The organism is Streptomyces sp. NPDC001401 (assembly GCF_042895385.1).
Lineage (GTDB): Bacteria > Actinomycetota > Actinomycetes > Streptomycetales > Streptomycetaceae > Streptomyces.
In genome coordinates, this window is record NZ_JBIAWI010000003.1 from 93,162 (window position 1) to 117,565 (window position 24,404).

Annotated in this window: 21 protein-coding genes, 1 tRNA gene and 1 pseudogene; 11 read left to right on the forward strand and 12 right to left on the reverse strand. The window is 71.0% G+C overall.

Features of this window, described 5'->3' with window-relative positions; genetic code table 11:
- The first annotated feature begins 188 nt into the window (after positions 1–188).
- The 3 genes and pseudogenes from nac to ACFY10_RS12420 all read left to right on the forward strand — a co-directional run.
- A complete protein-coding gene (gene nac, locus ACFY10_RS12410; RefSeq protein ID WP_390665037.1) occupies positions 189–1,100 on the forward strand; it encodes a nitrogen assimilation transcriptional regulator NAC in 912 nt (303 codons plus the stop codon).
- A gap of 105 nt (positions 1,101–1,205) precedes the next feature.
- Positions 1,206–2,180, forward strand: coding sequence for a 2-hydroxyacid dehydrogenase (locus tag ACFY10_RS12415; protein WP_390665038.1), 975 nt, complete (start codon positions 1,206–1,208; stop codon positions 2,178–2,180).
- A 39-nt stretch (positions 2,181–2,219) separates the two neighbouring features.
- A pseudogene (locus ACFY10_RS12420) lies at positions 2,220–2,372 on the forward strand (ArsR family transcriptional regulator); the annotation flags it as partial.
- Here the strand turns inward: ACFY10_RS12420 and ACFY10_RS12425 are convergent.
- Positions 2,369–3,529 (reverse strand): acyltransferase family protein, encoded by a 1,161-nt coding sequence (locus ACFY10_RS12425; protein ID WP_390665039.1) that lies wholly within the window; start codon positions 3,527–3,529, stop codon positions 2,369–2,371. The pseudogene ACFY10_RS12420 and the gene ACFY10_RS12425 sit on opposite strands and share 4 nt — an antisense overlap.
- 134 nt (positions 3,530–3,663) lie before the next feature.
- Complete coding sequence (locus ACFY10_RS12430; RefSeq protein WP_390665040.1) at positions 3,664–4,581, reverse strand: SGNH/GDSL hydrolase family protein; 918 nt, start codon at positions 4,579–4,581, stop codon at positions 3,664–3,666.
- Positions 4,582–4,872: 291 nt separating this feature from the next.
- Here ACFY10_RS12430 and ACFY10_RS12435 point away from each other — a divergent pair, with 291 nt between their 5' ends.
- The 5 genes from ACFY10_RS12435 to ACFY10_RS12455 all read left to right on the forward strand — a co-directional run bounded on the left by ACFY10_RS12435 (position 4,873) and on the right by ACFY10_RS12455 (position 11,026).
- Complete coding sequence (locus ACFY10_RS12435) at positions 4,873–5,124, forward strand: hypothetical protein (RefSeq protein ID WP_390665549.1); 252 nt, start codon at positions 4,873–4,875, stop codon at positions 5,122–5,124.
- A gap of 15 nt (positions 5,125–5,139) precedes the next feature.
- On the forward strand, positions 5,140–6,327 hold the full coding sequence (locus ACFY10_RS12440; RefSeq protein ID WP_390665041.1) for an SPFH domain-containing protein: 1,188 nt from the start codon (positions 5,140–5,142) through the stop codon (positions 6,325–6,327).
- 122 nt (positions 6,328–6,449) lie between these two features.
- Positions 6,450–7,571, forward strand: a complete 1,122-nt coding sequence (locus tag ACFY10_RS12445) for a PP2C family protein-serine/threonine phosphatase (RefSeq protein WP_390665042.1) — start codon at positions 6,450–6,452, stop codon at positions 7,569–7,571.
- A 103-nt stretch (positions 7,572–7,674) separates the two neighbouring features.
- Entirely contained in the window at positions 7,675–9,306 is a 1,632-nt protein-coding gene (locus ACFY10_RS12450) for a PucR family transcriptional regulator (protein WP_390665043.1), read from the forward strand.
- A gap of 256 nt (positions 9,307–9,562) precedes the next feature.
- Positions 9,563–11,026: an amino acid permease gene (locus tag ACFY10_RS12455; protein WP_390665044.1), complete on the forward strand. Its 1,464-nt coding sequence runs from the start codon at positions 9,563–9,565 to the stop codon at positions 11,024–11,026.
- 63 nt (positions 11,027–11,089) lie between these two features.
- Here ACFY10_RS12455 and ACFY10_RS12460 read toward each other — a convergent pair whose 3' ends face one another.
- The 4 genes from ACFY10_RS12460 to ACFY10_RS12475 form a co-directional block, all read right to left on the reverse strand.
- Positions 11,090–11,773: a response regulator gene (locus ACFY10_RS12460; RefSeq protein ID WP_390665045.1), complete on the reverse strand. Its 684-nt coding sequence runs from the start codon at positions 11,771–11,773 to the stop codon at positions 11,090–11,092.
- Positions 11,770–13,008: a sensor histidine kinase gene (locus ACFY10_RS12465; protein WP_390665046.1), complete on the reverse strand. Its 1,239-nt coding sequence runs from the start codon at positions 13,006–13,008 to the stop codon at positions 11,770–11,772. Before ACFY10_RS12465 ends, ACFY10_RS12460 begins: the two co-directional genes overlap by 4 nt.
- Positions 13,009–13,103: 95 nt before the next feature.
- The gene (locus tag ACFY10_RS12470) at positions 13,104–15,320 is read right to left on the reverse strand and encodes an MMPL family transporter (RefSeq protein WP_390665047.1); all 2,217 of its coding nucleotides are present in this window, start codon (positions 15,318–15,320) and stop codon (positions 13,104–13,106) included.
- Positions 15,321–15,590: 270 nt separating this feature from the next.
- Positions 15,591–16,925: an alpha/beta hydrolase gene (locus tag ACFY10_RS12475; protein ID WP_390665048.1), complete on the reverse strand. Its 1,335-nt coding sequence runs from the start codon at positions 16,923–16,925 to the stop codon at positions 15,591–15,593.
- A 68-nt stretch (positions 16,926–16,993) separates the two neighbouring features.
- On the opposite strand from ACFY10_RS12475, the gene ACFY10_RS12480 reads away from it, so the two are divergent.
- Complete coding sequence (locus ACFY10_RS12480) at positions 16,994–17,611, forward strand: TetR-like C-terminal domain-containing protein (protein ID WP_390665049.1); 618 nt, start codon at positions 16,994–16,996, stop codon at positions 17,609–17,611.
- A 104-nt stretch (positions 17,612–17,715) separates the two neighbouring features.
- On the opposite strand, the gene ACFY10_RS12485 is transcribed toward ACFY10_RS12480, so the two are convergent.
- Both ACFY10_RS12485 and ACFY10_RS12490 read right to left on the reverse strand, forming a co-directional pair.
- The gene (locus tag ACFY10_RS12485) at positions 17,716–19,014 is read right to left on the reverse strand and encodes a phosphatidylserine/phosphatidylglycerophosphate/cardiolipin synthase family protein (RefSeq protein ID WP_390665050.1); all 1,299 of its coding nucleotides are present in this window, start codon (positions 19,012–19,014) and stop codon (positions 17,716–17,718) included.
- 225 nt (positions 19,015–19,239) lie between these two features.
- Positions 19,240–19,313 (reverse strand) — tRNA-Pro (locus tag ACFY10_RS12490).
- A 149-nt stretch (positions 19,314–19,462) separates the two neighbouring features.
- Here ACFY10_RS12490 and ACFY10_RS12495 point away from each other — a divergent pair.
- Together ACFY10_RS12495 and ACFY10_RS12500 are read left to right on the forward strand one after the other, a co-directional pair.
- The gene (locus ACFY10_RS12495) at positions 19,463–20,170 is read left to right on the forward strand and encodes a transketolase (RefSeq protein ID WP_390665051.1); all 708 of its coding nucleotides are present in this window, start codon (positions 19,463–19,465) and stop codon (positions 20,168–20,170) included.
- Positions 20,171–20,260: 90 nt separating this feature from the next.
- On the forward strand, positions 20,261–21,184 hold the full coding sequence (locus ACFY10_RS12500; protein ID WP_390665052.1) for a transketolase family protein: 924 nt from the start codon (positions 20,261–20,263) through the stop codon (positions 21,182–21,184).
- A gap of 73 nt (positions 21,185–21,257) precedes the next feature.
- On the opposite strand, the gene ACFY10_RS12505 is transcribed toward ACFY10_RS12500, so the two are convergent.
- The 4 genes from ACFY10_RS12505 to ACFY10_RS12520 form a co-directional block, all read right to left on the reverse strand.
- A complete protein-coding gene (locus ACFY10_RS12505; protein ID WP_390665550.1) occupies positions 21,258–22,598 on the reverse strand; it encodes an MFS transporter in 1,341 nt (446 codons plus the stop codon).
- Between the two features lie 237 nt (positions 22,599–22,835).
- A complete protein-coding gene (locus ACFY10_RS12510; protein ID WP_390665053.1) occupies positions 22,836–23,195 on the reverse strand; it encodes an MmcQ/YjbR family DNA-binding protein in 360 nt (119 codons plus the stop codon).
- A 54-nt stretch (positions 23,196–23,249) separates the two neighbouring features.
- On the reverse strand, positions 23,250–23,783 hold the full coding sequence (locus ACFY10_RS12515) for a GNAT family N-acetyltransferase (RefSeq protein WP_390665054.1): 534 nt from the start codon (positions 23,781–23,783) through the stop codon (positions 23,250–23,252).
- Entirely contained in the window at positions 23,780–24,364 is a 585-nt protein-coding gene (locus ACFY10_RS12520) for a helix-turn-helix domain-containing protein (protein WP_390665055.1), read from the reverse strand. The genes ACFY10_RS12515 and ACFY10_RS12520 overlap by 4 nt, the downstream gene beginning before the upstream one ends.
- Between the last annotated feature and the right edge of the window lie 40 nt (positions 24,365–24,404).

The following is a 24,404-nucleotide window of genomic DNA, read 5'->3' on the forward strand; positions in this document are numbered from 1 at the left end:
GGGGACTTCCCGGACGGGCGGCCGGAAATCTGCGTTTCGGTGAACGTAATCCCAACGGGACGTGGCGGCAAATATGCATTCTGCGTGACGTAATCACCGCTGCATATGACCCGCGTCACCAGCGCCGGGGGTCGCCCTGATGGCCGTCCCCCTACGATGAGGCCCCGCCCCACGCTGGAAGGCCGCGCATGGACACCAGGCGTCTCTACTCGTTCGTCAAGATCGTGGATGCCGGGAGCATCACGCGCGCGGCCGACATCCTGCACATCGCGCAGCCCGCGCTCAGCCAGCAGCTCTCGGCGCTCGAGGCCCAGTTCAAACAGCAGCTGCTGATCCGCAGCAAGCGCGGAGTCGCCCCGACCGAGGCCGGCCGCGCGCTGTACCGGCACGCCCAGCTCATCCTGCGCCAGGTCGAGCTCGCCCACGCGGCCGTCGACGTCTCGGGCCGCGCCCCGGCCGGCAACGTCTCGGTGGGCCTGGCCCCGTACAGCATGGGCGCGGCCCTCGCGCTGCCGCTGCTGACCAGCGTGCGGGAGCGCTACCCCGACATCCTGCTGCACATCAACGAGAACTTCGGCGGCGTCATCAGCGAGGCGATCATGACGGGCCGGATGGACATGGCGTTCATCTACGGCGCCGGGCCCGTGCGCGGGGTGCAGTTCGAACCGCTGCGCACCGAGGACCTGTTCCTGATCGCCGCGCCCGGTGCGGCCCTGCCGCCCGGCGACGGCGACGTGCCCCTCGAGGCGCTGGCCGACGTGGGCCTGCTGCTGCCCAGCCGGATCCACACCATCCGCCAGGTCGTCGAGGGCGCCTTCCAGCAGGCCTCGCTGAAGCCGCGGGTGGTCGGCGAGATCGAGTCGGTGCTGACCCTGGTCAGCGCGGTCGGCGCCGACCTCGGGGCGACGGTGCTGCCCTGGTCGGCGGCGCGGGCGATCCTCGACGTACGGAATCTGGTGGTGCGGCGGATCGTCGACCCGGCCATCCCCGTCAAGCTGTCGCTGTGTACGTCGGACAGCCAGCCGCTGTCGGAGCCGGCTCTCGCGGTGCACGACCTGTTCCATGAACTGATCACGGAGTTGGATATGAATTCCCGATAGCGTCACGCAAATCCATTATTTGTTGCTCCGCGGTGCGCTGGCTAACGTTCCTCACGCATATCCGCCGTTGAATTGATACGGCTTGGACAGCCACAGGAGAAACAGATGAAGCAGCGTGTGCTTGCCACCCGTGCGGGCCTTCCCGGCGACGGCATGGCCCGCCTGGCCCTGCACGCGGATGTCGTGGGTCCCCCTCGTGCGGACCTGGCCGCGTCGGCGGAGGGCGCGAGCGCGATCCTGGCGCTCGGCAACGACCGGGTGGACGCCGCGCTGCTGGACGCCGCAGGCCCTTCGCTGCGGGTCGTGGCCCTCGCGAGCATGGGATACGACGCGGTCGACCAGGAGGCGGCGGCCGAGCGCGGTGTCGTCGTCACGCACACCCCCGGCGTGCTCGCCGAGACCACCGCGGACCTGACCTTCGCCCTCGTTCTCATGGCCCGCAGGCGGCTGGGCGCGGCCCGCGACTCGCTGGCCGCCGGGCAGTGGGACATGTTCCGGATGGGCGACTACCTGGGTCTGGACGTGCACGGCGCGACGCTCGGCCTGGTCGGCTACGGCCAGATCGGCCGGGCGGTGGCCCGCCGGGCCCAGGGCTTCGGCATGCGGCTGCTGCACCACGACCCGTATGCCCCCGCCGACACCCTCTCCACCTCCGTGGACCTGCCCACGCTGCTCGCCGAGTCCGACGTGGTCTCGCTGCACGTCCCCCTCACCCCGCAGACCCGCCACCTCATCGGCCCCGCCGAACTGGCCGCCATGAAGCCCACCGCCACGCTGGTCAGCACCTCACGGGGCGGCGTCGTCGACGAGGACGCGCTCCTGTCGGCACTGCGCGACGAGGCCATCCACTCGGCCGGCCTGGACGTCTTCGAGCGCGAACCGATGGGTGCCGAGCTGTCGCCGCTGGTCGGCGACCCCCGCGTGGTGACGCTCCCCCACGTCGGCTCGGCCACCGAGGCGACGCGGGCCGCCATGGTGGACCTCGCGGTCGACAACATCCTCGAGGTACTCGCAGGCCGACCGGCGCGGACCCCGCTGCCGGGCACCGCCGCATCCCCGGGCGCGGCCCGCCTCGCCTGAGCGGACGTCAGCCGCCCTCGACGGCCGGCCCGGGCCCGGGCCCGCCTGCACGAGGCCCGCTGCCCGGCGACCGAACTCGCCGACGCCGTGGGCATGGAACAGTCCGCCTGCTCCCACCAGTTGCGGTTCCTCGAGCGGGCCCTGTACCACGTGGAGCATCTGCGGCTGGGCCTGCGCGACAGCGCGTCCTAGGAGTCCTGGCCGTCCGGCTGCCGCACGACCGGCCGGTGCTCGGAAGAGCGGCGGCCGCGGAGCAGCAGGCGTCTCGCGGGGCGTTCCACTGCCTCGTACAGGACCCAGGACAGGCCGAGGGACACGGCGAACGCGACCGCGGTGACGGTCAGCCCCGCCGTCGGGCCGAAGAGGGGCTTCGTGCCGAGCAGGTTGGTCCCGGCCCGCAGCACTAGCAGGTGGACCATGTAGAAGGCGAAGGAGAGCTCTCCCAGCCGCACCAGTCGCGGGTGGCGCCACATCGAGGGCAGACCGTGCAGGTCCGCGACGGCCGCCGCCGCGATGAGCAGGGCGAAGCCGATGACGGTGCAGGTGGTGGGCGCGTAGCCGTCGGTGACGTGCGGGACGAAGAAGTAGCCGATGATCGCGAGGGCGAGCGAGGCCTCCAGGCCGGGTCCGCGCCACCGGTCGAGGAGCACCAGCCGGGCGACGGCGACGCCCAGGACGAACTCGGGCAGGCGCGCGGCGGGGAGGGAGGCGATCGGCTGGTCCAGCCAGTGGTGCGCGTCCGCCCACGCCAGGACCAGGACCGCCAGCACCGAAGCACCGGCCAGCGCCGCCGCCCCCCGGGCGCCGAGACGGCGCAGCAGCAGCGCCAGCAGCGGGAAGACGGCGTAGAAGAAGGCCTCGCAGGCCAGTGACCAGCTGACCGGGTCCAGCGTCTGCCACCAGGGGCGCCACCAGGAATGCACCAGCAGGACATTGGCCAGTCCCTGGCGCAGGGTCGGCTTCGACTGGTGGGCCAGCGTGTACGCCATGAGCAGCGCGATCGCGGCGGTGACCAGGTGCACCGGCAGGATGCGGGCGATGCGCCGCCGCCAGAAGGCGGGTGCGCGGTCGCCCGGCCGGGCCGACCAGGTCAGGACGAACCCGGACAGCACGAAGAAGAACGACACGCCCGTGGCGCCGGCCCCGAACGCCCAGGTGACGATGGACCCGGCGGTGCCGTCGAAATAGTGGAAGTTGTGCACGTGCAGTCCGAAGACCAGCAGCGCGGCGACCCACCGCAGGCCGGTGAGGGACGGCAGCGAGGGCGCCGGAGCGGGCGGAGAACTCTTGGTAGTGGCCGGGGTTGCGGTGGCGGACGGCGACCGGGACGCCCTGGTCGCCGTCGTCATCGAATCACCTGCTGGGGACTGTTGATGCTGGGCATGAATCGGAGCATGAAGGGGAACGTTGCCCGTTCAGCACCTTTCATTCAGTCCCGTACCCAACGTCACACGAATGGTGACGAACATCGGCGCCGCAGCGCTCAGCCGCGGCCGCGCCCCTTGTCCAGACGTTCGAGAACGGCACGCGCCATCGCTTCCTCGCCCTTGGCGTTGGGGTGCGCGGGGGCGGCGGGCGAGGCCGGCTGGAGCGGTTCGATCCAGCGGACGTCGGGCGCCTTGCACATGTCATGGCCGCGCGTGGGCCCGTAGGTGTCGACGTACTCCGCGCGGTCCCACTCGGCCACCAGGCGAAGCATCAGGTTCAGTCGCTTGCCGGTGTCCCGCAGATAGGGGAAGTCCTTGGCCGCGAACGGCACCGAGGGGTAGCAGCCGCTGCCGTCGTCGGGCAGCAGGTCGGGGTAGCCGACGACGAGCACCCGGGCGTGCGGCGCCCTGGCGTGCACGGCCCGCAGCACCGCGTCGATCTTCGGCGCGGTCCGCGCGATGTCGACCGCCAGCTGATCGATCCCGGACGAGGCGTAGTAGCGCCGGCACGGGTCTCCCGTCGGATCCTGGGAGCTGAGGCGGGCGCAGGTGCCGATGATGGAGCTGAAACCGACGTCGTTGCCGCCGATCTGGACCGTCACCAGGTCGGTGTCCCGGTTCAGCGCGTCCAGCTGGGGCTCGTTGGTGCCCTGCGCCTTCCACATGTTGTCGGTCGTCGCGCCGCTGCAGCTGACGTCCTTGAACGCGGTCACCTTGCGCTCCGCCGCCACGATCGAGGGGTAATTGTGGTCGGAGCGGGCGCAGTTGGCGTCCACCTGCTGCGGGATGAGGGGGCCCGCCGTGTAGGAGTCCCCGAGCGACACATAGTGTGTGTCCCGGCCGTGTCCCCCGCCGTTCGCCGCGGCAGGCGTCGTGGACGCCGCGACGAGGGCGCAGCCTCCGAGCGCCGCCCCCACCGCGATCCCCCTCCGCCGACGTCTCGCCGCTGAGCCCGAACGCGTGTCGTCCGCCATGCGATTCCTCCCCCTGAGACCCGGACGTCGCGCGGAGCCGGCACCGGGGGCGCGGGCATCACACGCGACGCAGCCTGTATACCGCCCGGTATGTCTCCGGGGCCAGAGGCGGGACGCAGGCAACTGGCCTTTCCGGCAAAGGGAATCCACCGGTTCCGGGAACGGAACTCCTCGTCTGCCACGGACGAGGACAGCCCTGCGGCGCGCGCCGAATCGACATGCCCGTTGGGTCCCCGCCCCAGGTAGGTCTATCGTCTGAATCGTGGGCCAGAACATAGGAGAGCGGCCATGATGCCGCAGGACGAAGCCGTGATCGGCTGCACGGGGAAGGTGCTCGTCGGAACCCGCGGATCCGCGGGGCCCGGCGAAATCCTGGTGCGGGTCAGAGGCGGCTCGGAGACCTTCCTCGCCTGGTCCGAAGATCCCCTGCCCACGGGGGCGACAGTGCTCGTGATCGAGTCGCGCGGATGCCGTGAGGTCGGCGTCATCGAGTGGGTGGATCCATTGGACGCGCTCGACGGCGACGCCGCCGGCGCAGACTGAGGAGTAGAAAGAAACATGTTCGGATACCGCGTTCCCGCTCCCGACGAGGCGATGTTGATCTCGGGAGGCAGGCGGGGACTGGGGGGCGCGCCGTTCCGAGTGGTGACGGGGCACGGCAAGTTCGTGATCCCGTTCTTCCGCAAGACCCGCTTCCTGACCCTGTCGATGTGCGAGTCCGAGGTCACGGAGACCTGCGTGACCCGGCAGGGCATCGCCCTGCACGTCCGCGCGGTCATCGCGTTCAAGGTCGGCAACGACCACGAGAGCATCATCAACGCCGGCCAGCGCTTCCTCTCCGACCAGGAGCAGATGTCGGTCCTGACCGGGCGGATCTTCGCCGGTCACCTGCGGGCGATCATCGGTTCGATGACCGTCGAGGAGATCGTGACCGAGCGGCAGAAGCTCGCCGCGGAGGTCCTGGACACCTCGAAGACCGAGATGGCGAAGATCGGCCTGATCGTGGACTCGCTGCAGATCCAGTCGATCGACGACGGCGACGCCGGATACATCGACGCGATGTCCGCGCCGCACAAGGCGGCCATCCAGCGGCAGGCCCAGATCGCCCAGGCCCAGGCCACCCAGGCCTCGGTCGAGGCGGAGCAGGCGGCGGCCCGCAAGCAGGCCGAGTACGCCCGGCAGACCGCCATCGTGAAGGCGGAGTACTCGGCCGAGGTGGACCGCGCGCAGGCACAGGCGGCCCAGGCCGGACCGCTCGCGCAGGCGCACGCCCAGCAGGAGGTGCTCGCCGCGCAGACCGAACTGGCGCAGCGCCAGGCCAAGCTGCGTCAGCAGCAGCTGGTGGCCGAGATCGTGAAGCCCGCCGAGGCCGAGGCCGAGCGGGTCCGGGTGCTCGCCGCCGCGGAGGCGCAGCGCATGAAGATCCAGGCCGAGGCGGCGGCCTCCTACGACCGGGTCGCGCTAGACCGGATGCTGATCGACCAGCTTCCGCAGATCGTGAAGGAGGCGGCCGGCGGCCTGGCGGGCGCCAACGTCAATGTCCTCAACGGCGCGGACGGCCTGGGCGAGATCGCCGCCGGCCTGGTCTCCCAGGGTCTGACCATCCTCGACTCGGTCCGGCAGAACCTGAACAGCCAGGACGCCACCGACAGCCGCCGCCCCGAGGAGCCCAGCGCCAGCGGCTTGCTCCAGCTGCACTCGGGCAAGGAGAAGAAGTCGGACGACGGCCCGGTGGACGTCGACTAGTCGACCCCCTCGGCACCCTCGAAGCCCCCCGCCCGGGAACCGGTCACCGGGCGGGGCGCCTCTCACACGCGGCCCGGCCTGCAATAACGTAGATGGTGATCACCACCTGCCCGGGAGTCCCCATGACCGGTAGCCGCCGAAAGAGACCCGCCGAAGTCTTCGACGCCATCGAGCCCCCGAGCAACGCCGAACTGGTCGCCGGTGTGGTGTCGGTGACGGTTCTGGTGGAGGTCCTGGGGGTGCTCTCCGGGTCCGAGGTGTGGCTGCTCGGGCTGCTGGTCTTCCTGCCGGGGACGGCCTCGGCACTGTGCACCGTCCGCCAGACCGGGTTCGTCGCCGCGTGGACCTCGCTCGTCGTGACCACCACCGCGCTGGTGCGGGCCCCGGCCGGCGGGCACTGGCTCGACCGGCTCCTGCTGGTCCTGTTCACCCTCGCGCTGGGTGTGGCCTCCGTCTACGCCTGTCATCGGCGCATCAGGCGCGAGCACGAGATGCTGCGGCTGCGCTCCACCGCCGCGGCCATGCAGCGGCACATCCTGCACCCGCTGCCCCTGGTCACCGACGACGTCCTGGTCAACGGCGTCTACGAACCCGTGCAGGAGGACCGGCTCGTCGGCGGCGACATCTACGACGTCGTCTCCTCGCCGTTCGGCACCCGGGTGCTGATCGGCGACGTACAGGGCAAGGGATTGGCCGCCGTGGGCGCCGCGTTCGCCGTCATCGGCGCCTTCCGTGAGGCGGCCCACCGGGAGCCGACGCTCACCGCGCTCGTCGACGCCCTGGACGCGGCGGTCGTCCGCCACAACTCCTACGCCGAACAGACCGGCGACGACGAGCGGTTCGTCACCGCGCTCATCGTCGGCGTCGACGCGGGCGACGAGGCGCAGGTCGTCAACTGCGGGCACATTCCTCCCCGGTTGATGCACGAGGGCCTGGTCACCACACCGCCGCTGGACTCGGGCGTCCCGCTCGGTCTCGCCGAACTGGCCGCCGAACCCACGACCGTGGACTGGTTCGACTTCCCGGCCGGTGCGACACTGCTGCTGACCACCGACGGCCTCACCGAGACCCGCGCCGACGACGGCACGTTCTACCCGCTCGACGAGCGGCTGACGAAGCACCTCGGCCTCTCCCCCACCGAACTGCCCCGGGCGCTGCACGAGGACGCCTGCGCGTTCGCCGACACCGGCCGCCGCCACGACGACATCGCCGTGCTGACCGTCCGCCGCTCCCCGCGCAGCTGACCTCGGCCGCTCACAGGACCGGCCGCACTGCTCCGGTTCGGTCCTCCCGGCCGGGACGGTTAGCATCAGAGCTCCGGCGTGGCTCCCAGCAGAGGCGACGATCATGGATCCGGCCGCGGACTCTCCGCCCCCTGCCGGCGTCAGCCTGCGCCAGTTGCTGATGGCCCTGGGCGACTCGCTGGTGGAGGTGCAGGCCGCTCCCGCCGGACTGGACGTCGAGATCCAGGGCGTGGCGCTGCTCGATCCCGAGGACCCGCCGACGGCGCGGCCGGGCGAACTGGTCCTCGCCATCGGTGCCCGTGGCCGGGCCGCCCTTCCCGCACTGCGGGCCGCCGGGCGCGACAAAGCCGCCGCCGTCGTGGTCAAACTGGACGGTGCCGGCCAGGCCGCCGCCCTCAGCGAGACCGCCGCCGAGGCCGGGGTCGCCCTGCTGTCCCTGCGCGGCGAGGCACGCTGGGAGCAGGTGAACGCGCTGGCCCGCGCCGCCCTCGACGACGCACCGCCGGGCGAGAACGAGGCAGGGGCCGAGGAGGGCGACCTGTTCTTGCTCGCCCAGACCACCGCCGTGCTGACCGGCGGCATCGTCAGCATCGAGGACGCCGCCAACCGGGTGCTGGCCTACTCCCGCTCCACCGACTCCGACGAGATCGACGACCTGCGGCGGCGCTCCATCCTGGGCTGGCAGGGCCCGGAGGGGTATCTGGCGAAGCTGCGCGAGTGGGGTGTGTTCCAGCATCTGCACTCCAGCGACAAGGTGATCGGTATCGACAGCCACCCGGAGCTCGGCATCCGGCGCCGGCTGGCGGTGGCCATCCGGTCCGGGGAACGGCAGCTGGGGACCATCTGGGTGCAGGAGGGCTCGACGCCGCTGTCCGAGCACTCGGACCGGGCGCTGCTGGGTGCCGCCCGGGTCGCCGCGCACCACCTGGTGCGCCGCCGCCGGGAACTCTCCGACGACCTGACCCTCACCCGGACCCTGCTGGCCGGGCTGCTGGAGGGAAGCACCGGCCCGCAGCCGCTCGCCACCCACCTGGGCCTCGACGCCGGCCGCCCGGCCGCCGTGCTGGGCTTCTCGTACGGGACCGCCGAGGCGGTCACCGCCCCGGAGCTGACCCACACCGAGGTCACCAACCTCATCTCGGTGCAGATCGCCGCCCGGCACCGCAGCGCACTGGTCACCCAGGTCGACCCGCGGATCTACGTGCTGCTGCCCCAGCTGCCCCGCAGCATCGACACGGACACGCTGCGCAGCTGGGCCCAGGAGATCACCGACGCCGCCCACCGCCATCTCGGCCTGCCGCTGCGCGGCTCGATCGGCTGCCTGGTGTCCGGACTCGGCCAGGCCCCCGAGTCACGCCACGAGGCCGACCGCATCCTCGACGCCATGATGGGCGCCGGCGTCCTGGCCGCGGTAGCCGCGCTGCCGGACATCCAGGCGGAGGTACTGATCAGCGAAATGCTGACGCTGCTCGCCGCGCACCCCGAGATACGGGACCCGCGGCTGACCGCACTGGTCGCCCACGACAGCCGGCACCAAGGGCAGCTGGCCGAGTCCCTGCTGGCCTACCTCAACTGCTTCGGTGACGTCCGGGCGGCCGCCGCCCAGCTGCATGTACACCGCAACACACTGCGCTACCGCATTCGCCGGGCCGAGGAGCTGACCGGTCTCGATCTGAGCCGCCCCGACCAGCGCCTGCTCGCCATGCTCCAGCTGCGGCTGCCGCCCGGCGTCTGAGGCCCACTGCGCATTGTCCGGCCGTACAGCCATTGAGGACGACTTCGTCCCCGGGAACAAACACGTCGCCCCACAGCCGCCCATACGCTTGCGCAAATCCATTTCCGCAAGTGAAACGGCTCACTTCCCACAAGGAAACGGAGCACGGTTTCCCCACAGCCGCTCCGGGCCGTGATCGCTTCCGGGAATCGCCAGGACCATGACGCCGCTCCCCCGTGCCCCTCATGGCCCTCCCAACCACTCAATGGATGTCGACATGACTTCACGTCCCCCTGGTTCTGTGGCGCCCGCCACCGCTCCTCCCACCAGTGGTCAGACTTCCGAACAGGCAGCTCTGCGGCCTGGTCTCAAGAACCGCCATCTGTCGATGATCGCCATCGGCGGGGTGATCGGTGCCGGTCTCTTCGTGGGCTCCGCCTCCGGCATCGCCGCCGCCGGGCCCGGCATCCTGCTCTCGTACGCGCTGGTCGGCGCCCTGGTCGTGTTCGTGATGCGGATGCTCGGCGAGATGGCCGCGGCGAACCCGACCTCCGGCTCCTTCTCCGCCTACGCGGACCGGGCGCTCGGCCGCTGGGCCGGATTCTCGATCGGCTGGCTGTACTGGTTCTTCTGGGTCGTCGTGCTCGCGGTGGAGGCGACGGCGGGTGCCGTGATCCTCGAGGGGTGGGTGCCGGCCGTGCCGCAGTGGGCCTGGGCGCTGATCGTGATGGTCGTGCTCACCATCACCAACCTGGCCTCGGTCGGCTCCTTCGGCGAGTTCGAGTTCTGGTTCGCCGGCATCAAGGTCGTCGCCATCACCGGCTTCATCGTGCTCGGCGGCCTGGCGATCTTCGGTGTGCTGCCCGGCTCCGACCATGCCGCGACGGGCTTCGGCAACCTCACCGCGCACGGCGGCTTCCTGCCGAACGGGCCCGGTGCGATCCTCACCGGCATCCTGCTGGTCGTCTTCTCCTTCATGGGCAGCGAGATCGTCACCCTCGCCGCCGGTGAGTCCGCCGACGCGCGGCGGGCGGTCGCCAAGGCCACCAGGAGCGTGATCTGGCGGGTCGGCGTCTTCTACGTCGGCTCGATCCTCGTCGTGGTCTCGCTGCTGCCGTGGAACGACCCCGCGATCGCAAAGAAGGGCTCGTACGTGGCGGCCCTCGACTCGATCGGCATCCCGCACGCCGGTGAGATCATGAACTTCATCGTGCTGACCGCGGTGCTGTCCTGTCTCAACTCCGGCCTCTACACCGCCTCCCGGATGGCGTTCTCCCTCGGGCAGCGCGGCGACGCCCCGCGCTCCTTCGTGCGGACGAACTCCCGGGGTGTCCCGCAGCCGGCGATCCTGGCCTCGGTGGCCTTCGGTTTCGTCGCGGTCGGCTTCAACTACCTGTGGCCGGACACGGTCTTCCAGTTCCTGCTGAACTCCTCCGGCGCGGTCGCGCTCTTCGTCTGGCTGGTCATCTGCTTCTCGCAGCTGCGGATGCGGGGGATCATCCTGCGCGAGGCCCCCGAGAAGCTCGTCGTCCGCATGTGGCTGTTCCCGTATCTGACGTGGGCCACGATCGCGATGATCTCGTTCGTCCTCGTCTACATGCTCACCGACGACAGCAAGGGCGGCGGACGCATCCAGGTACTGCTCTCGGTGCTCGTCGCCGCGCTGGTGATCGCCGTCTCCCTGGTCCGCGAACGCATCCGCCGCAACAACAACACCCAGGACGCGCTCGTGTCCCGGTAGCCGCAGCGAACCGCCGAACCGTCTTCGGGGCTCCCCGCCGCTGCGGTGGGGAGCCCCGGCGCGTCAACTGCCCGTATCCGGACGGGGTTTGACCAGGCCGCTCTGGTACGCGATGACGACGAGCTGGGCGCGGTCGCGGGCGTCGAGTTTGGTCATGGCCCGCTGGATGTGGCTGCGCACGGTCAGCGGGCTCAGGACGAGTCGCTCGGCGATCTCGGCGTTGGACCTGCCGTGCGCGGCCAGCGCCATGACCTCCCGTTCGCGGTCGGTCAGGGCCTTGACCGCCTCGGGCAGGGCGAGGAAGTCGTCGGTGTCCGGGGTGGCCAGGAAGCGGGTGATCAGGGTCCGGGTGGCGGCCGGGGAGAGGAGCGAGTCGCCGGCCGCGACGGTGCGGATGCTCGACAGCAGGACCTCGGGGCTGACGCCCTTGCCGAGGAAGCCGCTCGCGCCCGCGCGCAGGGCCGTGGCGACGTTCTCGTCGTTCTCGAAGGTGGTGAGGATGAGGATGTGCGTCGCCGACAGCTCCGGCCGGGAGCAGATGGCGGCGGTCGCCGCCACTCCGTCGACGTTCGGCATACGGATGTCCATGATGACCACGTCGGGCCGGTGGCTTGCGGTGAGGTCGACGGCTTCCTGTCCGTCGGCGGCCTCCGCCACGACGGTCAGCTCCGGGTCCGAGTCGATGAGGATGCGGAAGGTGGCTCGGAGCAGGGCCTGGTCGTCGGCGAGCAGGACGCGGATGGTCATGTGGCGGGGCCTTCGTCGTGGCTGTGGTCGTGGCTGTCGTCGTCGCTGTCGGGATGGCCGCCGGAGTGGCCGTCGAGGGGAAGCGCGCAGGAGACCTCGAAGCCGCCCTGCGGACGGCGGCCGGCATGGAGGGTGCCGCCCACGGCGGTGGCGCGCTCGCGCATGCCGAGCAGACCGAATCCGCCTCCGGGGCCGGGTGCGGCTGCCGGCCGGTCGGGCGCGGTGTCGTTGCTGACGGTCAGGGTCAGGTAGTGGGGGGTGTAGGAGAGGCGTACCTGTGCGGTGCGGGTGGCGGCGTGCTTGGTGACGTTGGTGAGTGCTTCCTGGATGATCCGGTACGCCGTCAGGTCGAGCACGGGGGTGAGCCGACGCGACTGCCCTTCGACGGCGACCGTCACCTCCAGACCGGCCGCCGAGCAGGCGTCGACCAACTCGGGCAGTTGGCGCAGTCCGGGCGCGGGGGCCAGGTCGGCTGTGTCGGTGTCCTCGCGCAACAGCCCGACGGTGGCCTTGAGTTCGCGCAGTGCCGCGGCGGTCGTCTCGGGCAGCCTGCCGATGATGTCGAAGGCCTGCTCGGGGTGGGTCCGGGAGAGGTGGGCCGCAGTGGCGGCCTGGGCGTCGGCCAGGGTCAGGTGGTGGGCGACCACGTCGTGCAACTCCCGCGCGATGCGCATACGTTCCTGGATCACCCGGTGGCGTGCCTCTTCCTCCCGTTCGCGGGCGGCGTGCTCGGCGCGGGCCGCCGCGTACTCGCGGCGCACCCGGATGTAGCTGCCGAAGGCCGCGGACAGCAGCACCCATGCCGCCGGGTTGACGACGACGAGGATCACCGAGCCGTGGAAGGCCCTGCCGAACAGCCCCGCGCCGACCATGCCGGCCGCAGCCGTCAGCGCACTGTTCCAGGTGGTGCGGCGGGGTGTGCGCACGCTCGTGGCGTACTGCGCGACCAGGAGCGGACCCATCACCCCGGGAGTCAGGAGATAGCCGACGGCACCCAGTCCCATGGTGCACAGCAAGGTGACCGCGAAGGCCTGAAGGGGGTGGCTGCGGCGCCGGTGCAGTGCGGCGCAGGCGAGGGCGGACAGGAGGATGCCGGGCCACAGGGCCGGCCGTTCGGGCAGGACCGCCCAGGTGAGGAGGACGCCGGCGACCGTGAGGGCGAAGAGCAGGACCAGCTTCGCCGCTTCGACGGCTTTCGGACGGGTCGCTGCCCGACGCTGCCAGTTTGTGCTCATCACGCTCCGAGATGGTTCCCAAGGCAGATTACTCGGGCACGCCCGGGCCACGGGTGTCGTGCGCCTGACGCCGCGGCCCGCGCGTGCCCGTCACGTCAGGTACGGGCCGGTTCCTGCGGCGCGGGCTCGACAGCCGCCGGACCGGCGCCGGGCGCGGAGCGTGTGGTGAGCCCGGCGCCCTCGACGTCGACGTCGGGCAGCAGCCGGTCCAGCCACCGTGGCAGCCACCACGCCTTGTCGCCGAGCAGGGCGAGTACGGCGGGCACGAGCGCCATGCGGACGACGAAGGCGTCGAACAGCACCGCGACGGCGAGCCCGAAACCGATCGTCTTGATCATGGACTCGCCGGAGCCGACGAACCCGGAGAACACCGCCATCATGATGACCGCCGCGGCCACGACCACCCGTGCGCTGTGCCGGAAGCCCGTGACGACCGCCTGCGGGGCGCGGTCCCCGTGCACGTACGCCTCCCGCATACGGGCGACGAGGAACACCTCGTAGTCCATGGCCAGGCCGAAGACGATGCCCACCAGGAAGATCGGCATCAGGCTCATGATCGGCCCGGACTGCTCCACGCCCAGCAGCCCCGCTCCCCAGCCCCACTGGAAGACCGCCACGACCGCGCCGAGGGCGGCCAGCACCGACAGCAGGAACCCGAAGGCGGCCTTGACCGGTACGAGCACGGAACGGAAGACGACCAGCAGCAGGACCAGGGCCAGGCCGACGATGACGGCCAGGTAGGGCACGAGTGCGTCCTGCAGCGCCTGCGCGACGTCGATGTTCATCGCGGTGCTGCCGGTGACCTCGAACGTGGCCCCCGTCCTGCGCTCCAGACCGGCCCGTTCCGTACGGATGCTCTGGACGAGCTCCTTGGTCTTCTCCTCGTTCGGACCGGTGGCCGGAACCGCCGAGAAGAGCGCGGCGTCACCGGCCTTGTTGAACTGCGCGGGAGAGACGGACACGACCCCGCGGGTGGCGCCGATCTCCTTGGTGATCTCCTGCACGGCCGCCTTGGGGTCGGCCGCGCCCCTGACGTCCGCCACTATCGTCAGCGGCCCGTTGAAGCCCGCGCCGAAGCCGTCGGCGAGCGCGTCGTAGGCACGCCGTTCCGTCGACGAGACCGGTTTGGACTCGGCCCCCGGCATGCCCATCTCCAGCTGCGTGACGGGCAGGGCGAGGGCGCCCAGGCCGGCGACGCACGCCACCAGCACCGCCACCGGGCGGCGCAGCACGAACCGCGCCCAGCGGGAACCGGCGTTGTCGGACCGCCCAACTGCTGGGCCGCGCTTGCGTGTACGGCGGGCGAGGACCGCGTTCGGCCACATGCCGAGCAGGGCGGGGACCAGGGTGAGGGCCACCAGGACGGCGACGATGACGGCGCCTGCGGCGCACAGCCCCATCTTGGTCAGCATCGGAACGCCGACCACCGACAGGCCGGCCAGCGCGATGACGACCGTGAGGCCGGCGAAGACCACCGCGGAGCCCGCGGTGCCGACGGCGAGGCCGGCCGCCTCGCGTGGCTCGTGCCCGTTCGCGCGCTCCTCCCGGTAGCGGGAGACCACGAAGAGGGCGTAGTCGATGCCCACCGCCAGTCCCAGCATCGTGGCGAGCGTCCCGGTGGTCATGGACAGACCGAAGGTGCTGCCCAGGGCCATGATGGCGGCCATGCTGACCCCGACGCCGATGACCGCGGTGAGCAGCGGCAGTCCAGCGGCCGCCAGGGACCCGAAGGTGATCAGCAGGACGACGGCGGCGAGGACGATACCGATGGCCTCGGCCGAGCCGCCCGCCGCGGGCTGCTCGGCGAGTGCGGTGCCTCCGACCTCGACCGTGAGGCCGGACTCGCGCGCCTTGTCGATGGTCTTTTCCAGGGCGGTCCTGTCGGCGTCGGTGAGGTCGTCGGCCTTCACCTTGTAGTTCACCGTGGCGTAGGCGGTGGAGCGGTCCTTGCTCACCGCGCCCGCCGTGAACGGGTTCACGGCAGCGGAGACCTGCGGCTCGTGGGCGGCCTCCGTCACGAGCGCGTCGATGGCGGCACGGTTGCCGGCCGCGGTCACCTTCTCCCCGCGGGGTGCGATGAACACGATCCGCGCGTTGGCGCCGTTGGCCGCCGAGCCGGGGAAGCGCTCCCCGATCAGGTCGAAGGCCTTCTGCGCCTCGATACCGGGCATGAAGGACGTGCCGTCGTCGGAGGCGGCGGGAGCCTTGGCGGCCCCGAGGCCGACGCCGCCGAGGACCACGGCCCACAACAACGCCACGAGCCAGCGCCGTTGGAAGGCGGTCCGGCCCATCCGATAGAGCAAGGTAGCCACGAGAAACGGATCTCCAGGTCTGGGTTCGGGTGGACGACCAGCCTGGCGGGAGGAGATGCCCCGGGGCATCGTGCCCGTGCCCGCACTCCTGCCTGGTGGCACCGCACGAGGCAGCGCCCTCATCTCCTCCTCGAGGCGGAGCGCCGAATACGGCGTGGGTATGAGGGCGGGCCCTTTCCGGACCAAGGGGCCGTCCTTGGCCGTATCTGGGGCAGGGCCCGGACGGCTTCGAGGGTTCGCGCGCCGTTGCCGGTGACGGGCCGCACATCGTCATTTGTGATCGCGCAGGAAGCCAGGGATCTCGTCGCGGGTCGGGTAGTTCGACAGGGGGGCCGGCATGTCCTGAAGGAACGCAGTGATGACAGCGGCGGCTCGGCCGTCGTTACCGTCCAGGCCGTTCCACATGTGGTGTCCGACTCCGGGCATGTACTGCGTGCGCTGGATGGCGGGGTCATCGGCCAGGACGGCGGTCGCCCATTGACGGACCTGGGAGGAGCACTCGGCGATCATCAGCATCGCGGGGGTCCGGGACTGCCTCAGTTGCGGTGCGATGGAGGGCGAGTCCTTGACCGTCTGCTGGACGCGGACGCTGGCGGCGGGGCTGAAGGAGAAGTTCTGTGCGGTGTCCTCGGCGGGGATGCGGTGCGCGTCGCGCGCGCAGTAGGCGGATGCGGTGTCGCTGCCGAGGTCCGCGGCGGTGAAGGCGTTGTCGCCTTCGGCCTGTCCGATCAGTCCGGTGTCGGGGGTGAGGAGGCCGAGTCGCATGAGGCCGAATGCCACGGCGTACCGGGGGACGTGCGTCGATCGCGGTCCGGTCATGGCCGGCGCGAGGCCCCGTGCGGATTTTCGGCCCTTGTGCCCGGTGATGTGTGCGGTGGGGCCGTCCATGGGGCCGGGCTCGGCGATGACCGCCCGGTGCAAGCGTGCGGCGACGCTCGGGTCGGCCAGGGCTCGGGTGAGCACGGCCCCGCCTGCGGAGAATCCGAGGATGTCGGCCTTGCCCTTGTGCAGGCGGTCGACGAAGGCGGCGAGGTCGCGGACCGACCTGGAGATCGTGTACTGGCCCATGGGAAGCAGGTCGCTTCGTCCGCCACCGGCCTGTTCGTAGGCGTAGACGTCGTAGCCCTGGCGTGCCAGGAGTTGCAGGAACCGGTGGTCGAGCACCGAGATGCCACGGACCGGTCCGCCGTTGAGGTACACGAACGGGATGGGATGCCGGGGGCCGGGGTTCGCGGGCGGATAGTGGTACACCGCGACCCGGCTGCCTGTGGTCAGGCTCCAGTGCTGCGTGGTCACGAACGGCAGGGCGGGCGGATACCGCCGGGCTGTCGGCACGCTCGGGATGCAGACCGACGCCGTCAGTGCTGCCGCGACAACCACCGGCAGGAACGGCACGAGCCGCGCCGGCCATGTGCGGCGCCGACCCCGCCACATGGCGAGGGCGGCCCCGGCTCCAAGGGTCGTCAACCATGCGGCGAGCCCCGAGCCTGCCCCGTCCGTGAGGGCGATCAGTGCGAGAAAGACGACGACCAGCATCGCGACGCCGGCCAGGGCCAGCAGTAAGCCTCCGGTGCAGCGCAGGAGACGTATGGCGGACGTGGGCACGGCGGACCTCCGAGAGTTTCAGAACACTGTTTCAAAACGACGTTATCAGAGAGGGTAGGCTGCTCGTCGTGGGTAGGCCGAGAACGAACGACGAGGCCGTCAAAGAGCGGCTTGTGGTGTGCGCGACCGAGATGCTCGCCACCCGTCCGCGGGAGTCGCTCACGGTCCGCGCCGTGGCCGCCGCTGCCGAGGCGTCGACGACGGCGGTGTATTCCTTGTTCGGCGGCAAGGACGGGCTCATCGGTGCGGTGCGCGACAGAGCCGTCGCCGGCCTCTTCCAGGACGTGTCGGCGGTACAGACCTCCGCGGACCCTCTCGCCGACCTGTACGCGCTGGCCGTCGCCTACCGTCACTGGGGGCGCGGACACAGCCACCTGTACACGGTGCTGTTCGGGGGTGTGCAGTCCTTCGACCCGTCGGGGGCGGTCGGTGCCAGTGACCCGATCCGTCCGCTCCTCGCGGCGATCGATCGCGCGTTGGCGGCGTCGGTCCTCGTCGGCGAAGCAACGTCGATCGCCCTGTCGCTCTGGGCCACCCTGCACGGGCTCGTGACTCTCGAACTGGCTGGGGCCCTCGACGCCGCCACGGCCGAGGCCGCATTCCGATCGGCGATTCACGCCACGTTGCGCGGCTGGACGACCCCGCCGGTGTTCCGCAGCCTTCGCCAAGCGGAACTCGCTACCTGACAGGATCAAGGCCGGTGTCCGGGCCCCTTGGTCGCACGGGCCGGCGGCCGGGCTGGACGCGCCGCCCGACCGCTTCACTCAGGCACCCGGAAAGTGACGGCCCGTCAACCGCCGCAGGCGGCACGGATCTTGTAGAAGGTGCTCAGATACTTCGCGTGGTACGACGCGCTGACGATCCGCACGATTGCCTCGTCGGCCGAGCGCAGCGACGACCCGGACAGATTGGCGCTGCCGGTGTAGACGCGCGGGGTGATGTCGCCGCCGTAGTCGCCGTCGATCAGGATTTCCTTGTTGTGCGGACGGACGTCGATTCCCGGGCCGTTGGGGATGCGGCACCTGCGGTGCTGGATGCCGGCTGCGGCCAGCTTGTTGGTGATCTTGGAGTCGGTCTCGGCGTAGATGATGTCGATCCAGCAGCCCCTGCCGCGCAGTTGGGCCAGCTTGTCGGCGACCTGGAAGCGCGAGCCGTAGAAAGCGTGCATCACGATGCGGATGTCGGTCTGGTGCCGTCGACCGTCCGTACCGGTGTAGGCACAGCTGACCTCGTTCAGGGCATTGACGATGGTGTCGGTGGCCGGGTTGTTGTACGAGGCGTCGCCACGCGGGAAGAAGAAGGCCCGGTAGGTCGAGCCGGTCGGGGTGGAGAAGTACACGTGGTTGTTGCCGCCTGCGAGGGTGCGCCCGACGCGCTGCTTCTCGTGGTACGAGGCGTAGCCGTCGTACACCGTGGGGTTCACGAAGGTCACAGCGTCGTTGAAGGACTCGACCTTGTACCAGTCGGAGAGGTTCGAGGAGGTCTGGAAGACGACCTTCGAGTAACTGGTGCCGTCGTCGAAAGGCCCGATCCTCGAGAAGATGAAGTACTTGTTGTGGTTGTACGCCGGTGCGGGCGGGGCGACGCTCAGGCAGCCGCGCACCACGTCGTCCACGCCGTCGTCGTCCTCGAACTTGTCGTCACAGACGACGATCCAGGAGCGCGCGGCGTCATTGTTTCCAAGACCGGCCTTGAGGGCCCGGTACACCGGGTTGTCGTACGCGACGCCCGCGGCGCCCTCATAGGTCGACTCGTCGACGATGAGCTTGACGTTGACGCCGCGCCGGTCGGCGGCGAGCAGCGCGTCGGCGACCTCCTGGTCCTGGAACTCGTACATCGAGCTGCGGATCGTCGCCCCGGCGGGCGTCGCGTCGATCAGCCGGACGAGCTGGGTGAAGATCGCGCTCTGCTGCGCCGGCGAGCCCAGCGGGTCGTTGAACACGGGCCCGTTGATGACCGGCTTGGTCAGTGCGGCGGCGGGTGTCGCGGTGCCGACGAGGAGAGCGGCCACCAGGTAGAGGACGACGGCGACGGGCGCCAGCATGCGGAAGCGGCGAGCCGGCTGCGGGCTCACGGTCGGACGGGACATCTTCGCCCTTTCCTCGAGAGTCGGGAGGGAGCGCGGAAGCGAAGAAATCACTCTGTGCCGGGCGAGGTCACTTTGTGTGGCAGGGGTATGGCAGGCGGCTGGAGTTCAGGCATTCGGAGCATTGGGCAGCTCGACGAGTGGCGGGCGCGCACGGCCACGGAGCGGGAACCGAGGCATACGAAAAGGGCCCCCGCAGGCTTTCGCCTGCGAAGACCCTTCACACCGTCGGGACGACAGGATTTGAACCTGCGACCCCTTGACCCCCAGTCAAGTGCGCTACCAAGCTGCGCCACGTCCCGGTGCCTGTCTGACCTGGGGTTTCCCCCGGCCGAACGTGCATGGAAACCATACCGCACTCGGGTCGATGGTCGCGCATGGCTTTGTCCGGGGCCGACGGGGACAGGTGCCGTTTGACCTGAAGTTCGGTTGAGGTTGCACGATCGTCGGCATGACGATCACCGAGGAAACGCGGCGCGCGTACGCGTACGAGGACCTGACGCGGCTCATGGGGCTGATGACGGGCGACGAGAAGCACGGCCCGGCGGCCACGTCCACGCTGGACGTGCTGTGGGTGCTGTACGACCGGGTGCTGCGGGTGGGGCCGGAGCGGATGGACGACCCGGAACGCGACCGGTTCCTGCTGTCGAAGGGGCATGGCCCGATGGCGTACTACGCGGTGCTCGCCGCCAAGGGTTTTGTGCCCGTGGACTGGCTGCCAGGGTTCGGCTCGTACGGCTCTCCGCTCGGGCACCACCCCGACCGCGTGCTCGTGCCGGGGGCCGAGATCGGCAGTGGGTCGTTGGGGCACGGGCTGCCGATCGGTGTCGGTACGGCGCTGGGACTGCGTGCGCAGGGACTGCGCGAGCCGCGGGTCTGGGTGCTGATCGGGGACGCCGAGCTGGACGAGGGCAGCAATCACGAGGCGATCGCCTTCGCCGGGCCCGCCGGGCTGGAGCAACTGCACACCGTCGTCGTCGACAACTCCTCCGCCAGCCATGCCCGGCCCGGCGGCATCGCCGCCCGTTTCGAGGCCGCGGGCTGGTCCGCGGTCACGGTCGACGGCCGCGATCACGACGCGCTCCACGCCGCCTTCACCGCTCCGCATCCGGGCCGCCCGCATGTCGTCGTGGCCCGAGTGGAGCCGAAAAACGCCTGAGTCCCGCTCCTCCTCGCCCTTCCCCCCTCTGGCATCTCCTCGACCTCAAGTCCTCAAGACCACAAGACCACAAGAAAGGCCCGGCCTTCCATGGACACCATGCGTGACCGTTTCGCCCCCGTCGTCTCACGGCTGCTCGACGAGGATCCGCGGGTCGCGGTCGTCCTCGCCGAGATCGGCAAGGACGGTTTCGCCGAGGCGCGGCGGCGACATCCGGACCGGGTCCTCAACGTGGGCATCCGCGAGCAGCTGCTGATCGGGGCCGGTGCCGGGCTGGCACTGACCGGGCTGCGGCCCGTCGTGCACACCTTCGCCAGCTTCCTCGTCGAGCGGCCCTTCGAGCAGGTCAAACTGGACCTCGGGCATCAGGACGTGGGCGCGGTGCTGGTCAGCGCCGCCGGGTCCTTCGACTGGCCGGCCGGCGGATACACGCACATGGCTCCCGGTGACGTGGCCCTCCTCGACACCCTGGACGGCTGGACCGTGCACGTGCCCGGGCATCCCGACGAGGCCGAGACGCTGCTGCGGCATGCGGTCGCCGCGGGCGACGACAAGGTGTATGTGCGGTTGTCCGTGCAGGCGAACGCGGAGGGGCTTCCGGTCGACGGCGAGCATTTCCTCACCGTCCGCGAAGGCCGCTGCGGCGTCGTCGTCGCCGTCGGGCCGACGCTGGATGCCGTGCTCGCCGCCACGGAGGGGCTCGACGTGACCGTGCTCTACGCGACGACCGTACGGCCCTTCGACTCGGCCGCACTGCGCCGGGCCACCGAGACGGCCGGAACCGAGGTCGTCCTCGTCGAGCCGTACCTGGCGGGCACCTCGACGGCGGCCGCGAACGACGCGCTCTCCGACCTCCCCCATCGCGTACTCGGCCTCGGCGTGGGCCGCCGTGAGCTTCGGCGGTACGGCCGCATCGACGAGCACGTGGCCGCGCACGGCCTGGACGCCCGGTCGCTGCGGGAGCGGATCGGCGGGTTTGTAGCGGGCGGGCAGGTGGCTGAGCAGGTCGCGTGAGGCGGGGGCGTTGGCGAGTGGCTGTGCGCGTCGGGTGCGGGAGAGGCGAGCCCAGCAGGTGGAGGGTCCGCCTTCAGCCCGTCGTCTCCGAGCACGGCCGCTCGCCCATCGCCCCCGTGCCCGATCCCGAGCCCGCCGTCGGTGCGTCGGCGCGTATGAGGTTGCGTATCGCCGGTACCGAGAGCAAGGAGATCGGTATGGCGAAGCTCATCGCTCCGGCGGCGAGGAGGACGTGGTCGGCGCCGACGGCCGTGGCAGCGGGGCCGGCGAGGGCCTGGCCGACCGGCATCATCGCGAGGGAGCCGGCGACGTCGTACGCGTGGATGCGGTTGAGGACGTCGGGCGGGACCTGGGTCTGCACGCTGGTCGCCCACATCACGCCCCAGAAGGACATCCCGGCCCCGGCCAGTGCCGCCCCGGCCGCCATCGCCGGTACGCCGAGCCCGGCCCCGACGGTCGCCGGGAACCCTGCGAAGGCGAACAGAGAGAGCGCACCGGCGCGCAGCATGCGGCGGGGGCGCAGCCGCAGGGCGAGGAGGCCGCCGATGACGGTACCGGCGCCGAGGGCGGAGTTGACCAGGCCGTAGGCGCGCGGGCCGTGCTGCTGCACCACCTCCGCCGCCACCAGCGGGACGGAAGGGCCCCAGACGGCGATCATGTACAGGCACCAGACGGCGATCACGCCCCACAGCCAGGTGCGCGCTTTGAACTCCCGCCATCCTTCGACCAGATCGGCCCGGAAGGCGCTGCCGCCGCCGTGTCCTTTGGGACGGCTCGCTGGGGTGAGCGGGGGCAGGCGGAGCAGCAGCAGGCACAGCGCGCTCACCGCGTATGTGGCCGCGTGGGCCGCGAAGACCCCGCCGGGTGAGGCGAAGCCGACCAGAACACCGGCGAGGGCGGGGCCGGTGAGCTGGGCGGCGGACTCGGCGATGCGTATGGCGCCGTTCGCGCCCTGGATGTCGGAGGCGAGCCGGGGCACCGTGCTGGCGACGCCGGGCTGGAACACGGCGCCCGCGACGCCGTTGACGAAGCCGATGGCGCAGATTTCCCAGAGCACGACGTGCCCGGAGTAGAACAGCGCCGCGGCGAGGGCCTGTGTGCCGAGACGTACGAGGTCGGCGCCGATCATCAGCCTCTGCGTGCTGAAGCGGTCGGCGATGACCCCGCCGAAGACCACCAGCCCGGCGAAGGCGACGGATGTCGCGGCCATCGCGAGGCCGACCGCGCCCGCTCCGTATCCGTGCTGCAGCAGGCCCGCGGCAAGGGCGACGGGCAGCATGGTGTCGCCGAGCCGGGCGACGGCACGGGCGACGAAGAACAACGCGAAGTCCCGCGACCACACCGGCCGTACGTCCCCCGGCCGTCCGGTGCCGCCCGCTGCCCCGCCGCCCGCGGTCCGGGCTTCGGCAACGATGTCATGCGGTCCGCGGACCGCTCCTTCCGAACCGCCCTGCTGTCTCTCCGCCCTCGCCCCGCCCTCCAGGTCCGACGGCTGTGATGACGTCCCGGTCACCCCGTCCAACTCCCCTCCCCGCCCCGGTCCCACAAGCCCCGCACCCCTACGTCTCGGTGGTAGCCGAAGCCCCCTCCGCCCCGGTTCCCACTCGACTTCGGATCATGCCACGCCCCACTGACAACGCTCGAAGCGTTTTCAGTCCGCGTCCGGAAGGCCCAACTCCGGGTAGGCGTCCAGCAGTCGGGGCGGGGCCGCCTGCCGCCAGGAGTCGGCGAGGATGGCGCGCAGTTCGCCCTCGTCCTCGATCTCGGCGAGCCGGGCTCTGACCCAGGCGAACTGCGCCTCGTGGTCGGCGATCCAGAACTTCTCCGGCTCGGCCAGCACGAGTTCGTCGCGCTCCTCCTTGGGGCAGCGCACGGCGATGGAGGTCTCGTCCTCGGGCAGCGTGGCGAACATCTTCCCCGCCACCCGGAACGTGGGCATGCTCCAGGCGATCTTCTCCGTCGTGTCCGGCAGAGCAAGGCAGATACGGCGTACGTCTTCGGCATCCGGCATGCCTCGCACCGTAGCCGCTCCCACTGACAATCACCTGGTGAGGGCATCAGCCAACTATCCGGCGAGAGCGGCGGACCCCAGCTTCTTGAAGTAGATCGACGTCGGCCGCAGCACGCCGTCCGGGGCGGCCGCGTAGTCCGGTATCGCGCCGAGACGGGTCCAGCCGGCCGCGCGGTAGAGGTGCTCGGCGAGGCTGTCGGTCTCGGTGTCCAGGTGCAGCAGGGTGAGGCCCGCCGCAGCGGCAGCCTCCTCGGCGGCGGCCAGGAGTCTGCGCCCGAGGCCCTGTCCTCGGGCGTCCCGGTGCACCATCAGCTTGACCAGTTCGGCGCGGTGGCGGCTGTTGGGCTTGTCCGGGAAGGCCAGGCCGACCGTGCCGACCAGCCGCTGCCCGTCGTGCGCCGCCCACACGGCGAGCTGCCCGGCGGCGACGCCCACGGCTCGCTCCTTCCACCAGGCGAGAGCCTCTGCTCGGTCGAGCGGTGCGAGAAAGCCGACGGAGGCGCCGCCGTCCACGGTGTCGACGAGGAGGTCCGCCAACGCGTCCACACGCGCGTGCAGTTCATCGCAGTCCAGCCGGTTCACGATCACGGCAGCACCACCGCCAGGACGTACCGCACGTCGTCCGGTCCCGCGCACCGGAAGCGGGTCGGCCCCCACACCCGCAGCCGCAGACAGTCCCCGGTGCCCAGGCGGTGCTCCACCTCCTGTGCCGTCACCTCGAGTGCCCCCTCCAGAACCCAGATGTGCTGTTCCAGGCCGGGCACGGGCGGCCGGTCGTAGCCGATGTCGGCGCCCGCGGCCAGCCGTCCCTCGACGAGCTCGCCGCGCAGCCCGGTGTGCGGCGGTGACACGGATCGTCGTACGAAACCGGAGGCCCGGTCCTCCCAGACCGGCTGCTCGGCGGCAGGCACCAGCAGCGCCGGCTCCGCCTCCACCTCGCTGAGCAGCTGCGACATGGTCCGCCCGTACACGCTGCACAGGCGGTTCAGGAGCGAGGCGGTCGGGCTGATCTCGGCCCGTTCGGCCCGCGACAGCGTCGACCGGCTGACCCCGCTGCGCTCCGCCAACTCCCCCAGCGACCAGCCCCGTTCGGCCCGCAGCTCGGCGAGCCTGGCCCCGAGCCGGGCGTCGACCGGGTCGGGCCCGGTCTCGGCAACATCCTGTTTCATATTCGGGATGCTATCCCAGATGTGAGACGACCGCAGACCT

Excerpts from the sequence above, each read along its gene's own strand:
- ACFY10_RS12445 (WP_390665042.1), top strand. The coding sequence starts at position 6,450 with ATGACCGGTAGCCGCCGAAAGAGACCCGCCGAAGTCTTCGACGCCATC.
- ACFY10_RS12435 (WP_390665549.1), top strand. The coding sequence starts at position 4,873 with ATGCCGCAGGACGAAGCCGTGATCGGCTGCACGGGGAAGGTGCTCGTC.
- ACFY10_RS12440 (WP_390665041.1), top strand. The coding sequence starts at position 5,140 with ATGTTCGGATACCGCGTTCCCGCTCCCGACGAGGCGATGTTGATCTCG.
- ACFY10_RS12510 (WP_390665053.1), bottom strand. The coding sequence starts at position 23,195 with ATGCCGGATGCCGAAGACGTACGCCGTATCTGCCTTGCTCTGCCGGAC.
- ACFY10_RS12500 (WP_390665052.1), top strand. The coding sequence starts at position 20,261 with ATGGACACCATGCGTGACCGTTTCGCCCCCGTCGTCTCACGGCTGCTC.
- ACFY10_RS12495 (WP_390665051.1), top strand. The coding sequence starts at position 19,463 with ATGACGATCACCGAGGAAACGCGGCGCGCGTACGCGTACGAGGACCTG.
- ACFY10_RS12425 (WP_390665039.1), bottom strand. The coding sequence starts at position 3,529 with ATGACGACGGCGACCAGGGCGTCCCGGTCGCCGTCCGCCACCGCAACC.
- ACFY10_RS12430 (WP_390665040.1), bottom strand. The coding sequence starts at position 4,581 with ATGGCGGACGACACGCGTTCGGGCTCAGCGGCGAGACGTCGGCGGAGG.
- ACFY10_RS12520 (WP_390665055.1), bottom strand. The coding sequence starts at position 24,364 with ATGAAACAGGATGTTGCCGAGACCGGGCCCGACCCGGTCGACGCCCGG.
- ACFY10_RS12465 (WP_390665046.1), bottom strand. The coding sequence starts at position 13,008 with ATGAGCACAAACTGGCAGCGTCGGGCAGCGACCCGTCCGAAAGCCGTC.
- ACFY10_RS12415 (WP_390665038.1), top strand. The coding sequence starts at position 1,206 with ATGAAGCAGCGTGTGCTTGCCACCCGTGCGGGCCTTCCCGGCGACGGC.
- ACFY10_RS12455 (WP_390665044.1), top strand. The coding sequence starts at position 9,563 with ATGACTTCACGTCCCCCTGGTTCTGTGGCGCCCGCCACCGCTCCTCCC.
- nac (WP_390665037.1), top strand. The coding sequence starts at position 189 with ATGGACACCAGGCGTCTCTACTCGTTCGTCAAGATCGTGGATGCCGGG.
- ACFY10_RS12460 (WP_390665045.1), bottom strand. The coding sequence starts at position 11,773 with ATGACCATCCGCGTCCTGCTCGCCGACGACCAGGCCCTGCTCCGAGCC.
- ACFY10_RS12485 (WP_390665050.1), bottom strand. The coding sequence starts at position 19,014 with ATGTCCCGTCCGACCGTGAGCCCGCAGCCGGCTCGCCGCTTCCGCATG.
- ACFY10_RS12450 (WP_390665043.1), top strand. The coding sequence starts at position 7,675 with ATGGATCCGGCCGCGGACTCTCCGCCCCCTGCCGGCGTCAGCCTGCGC.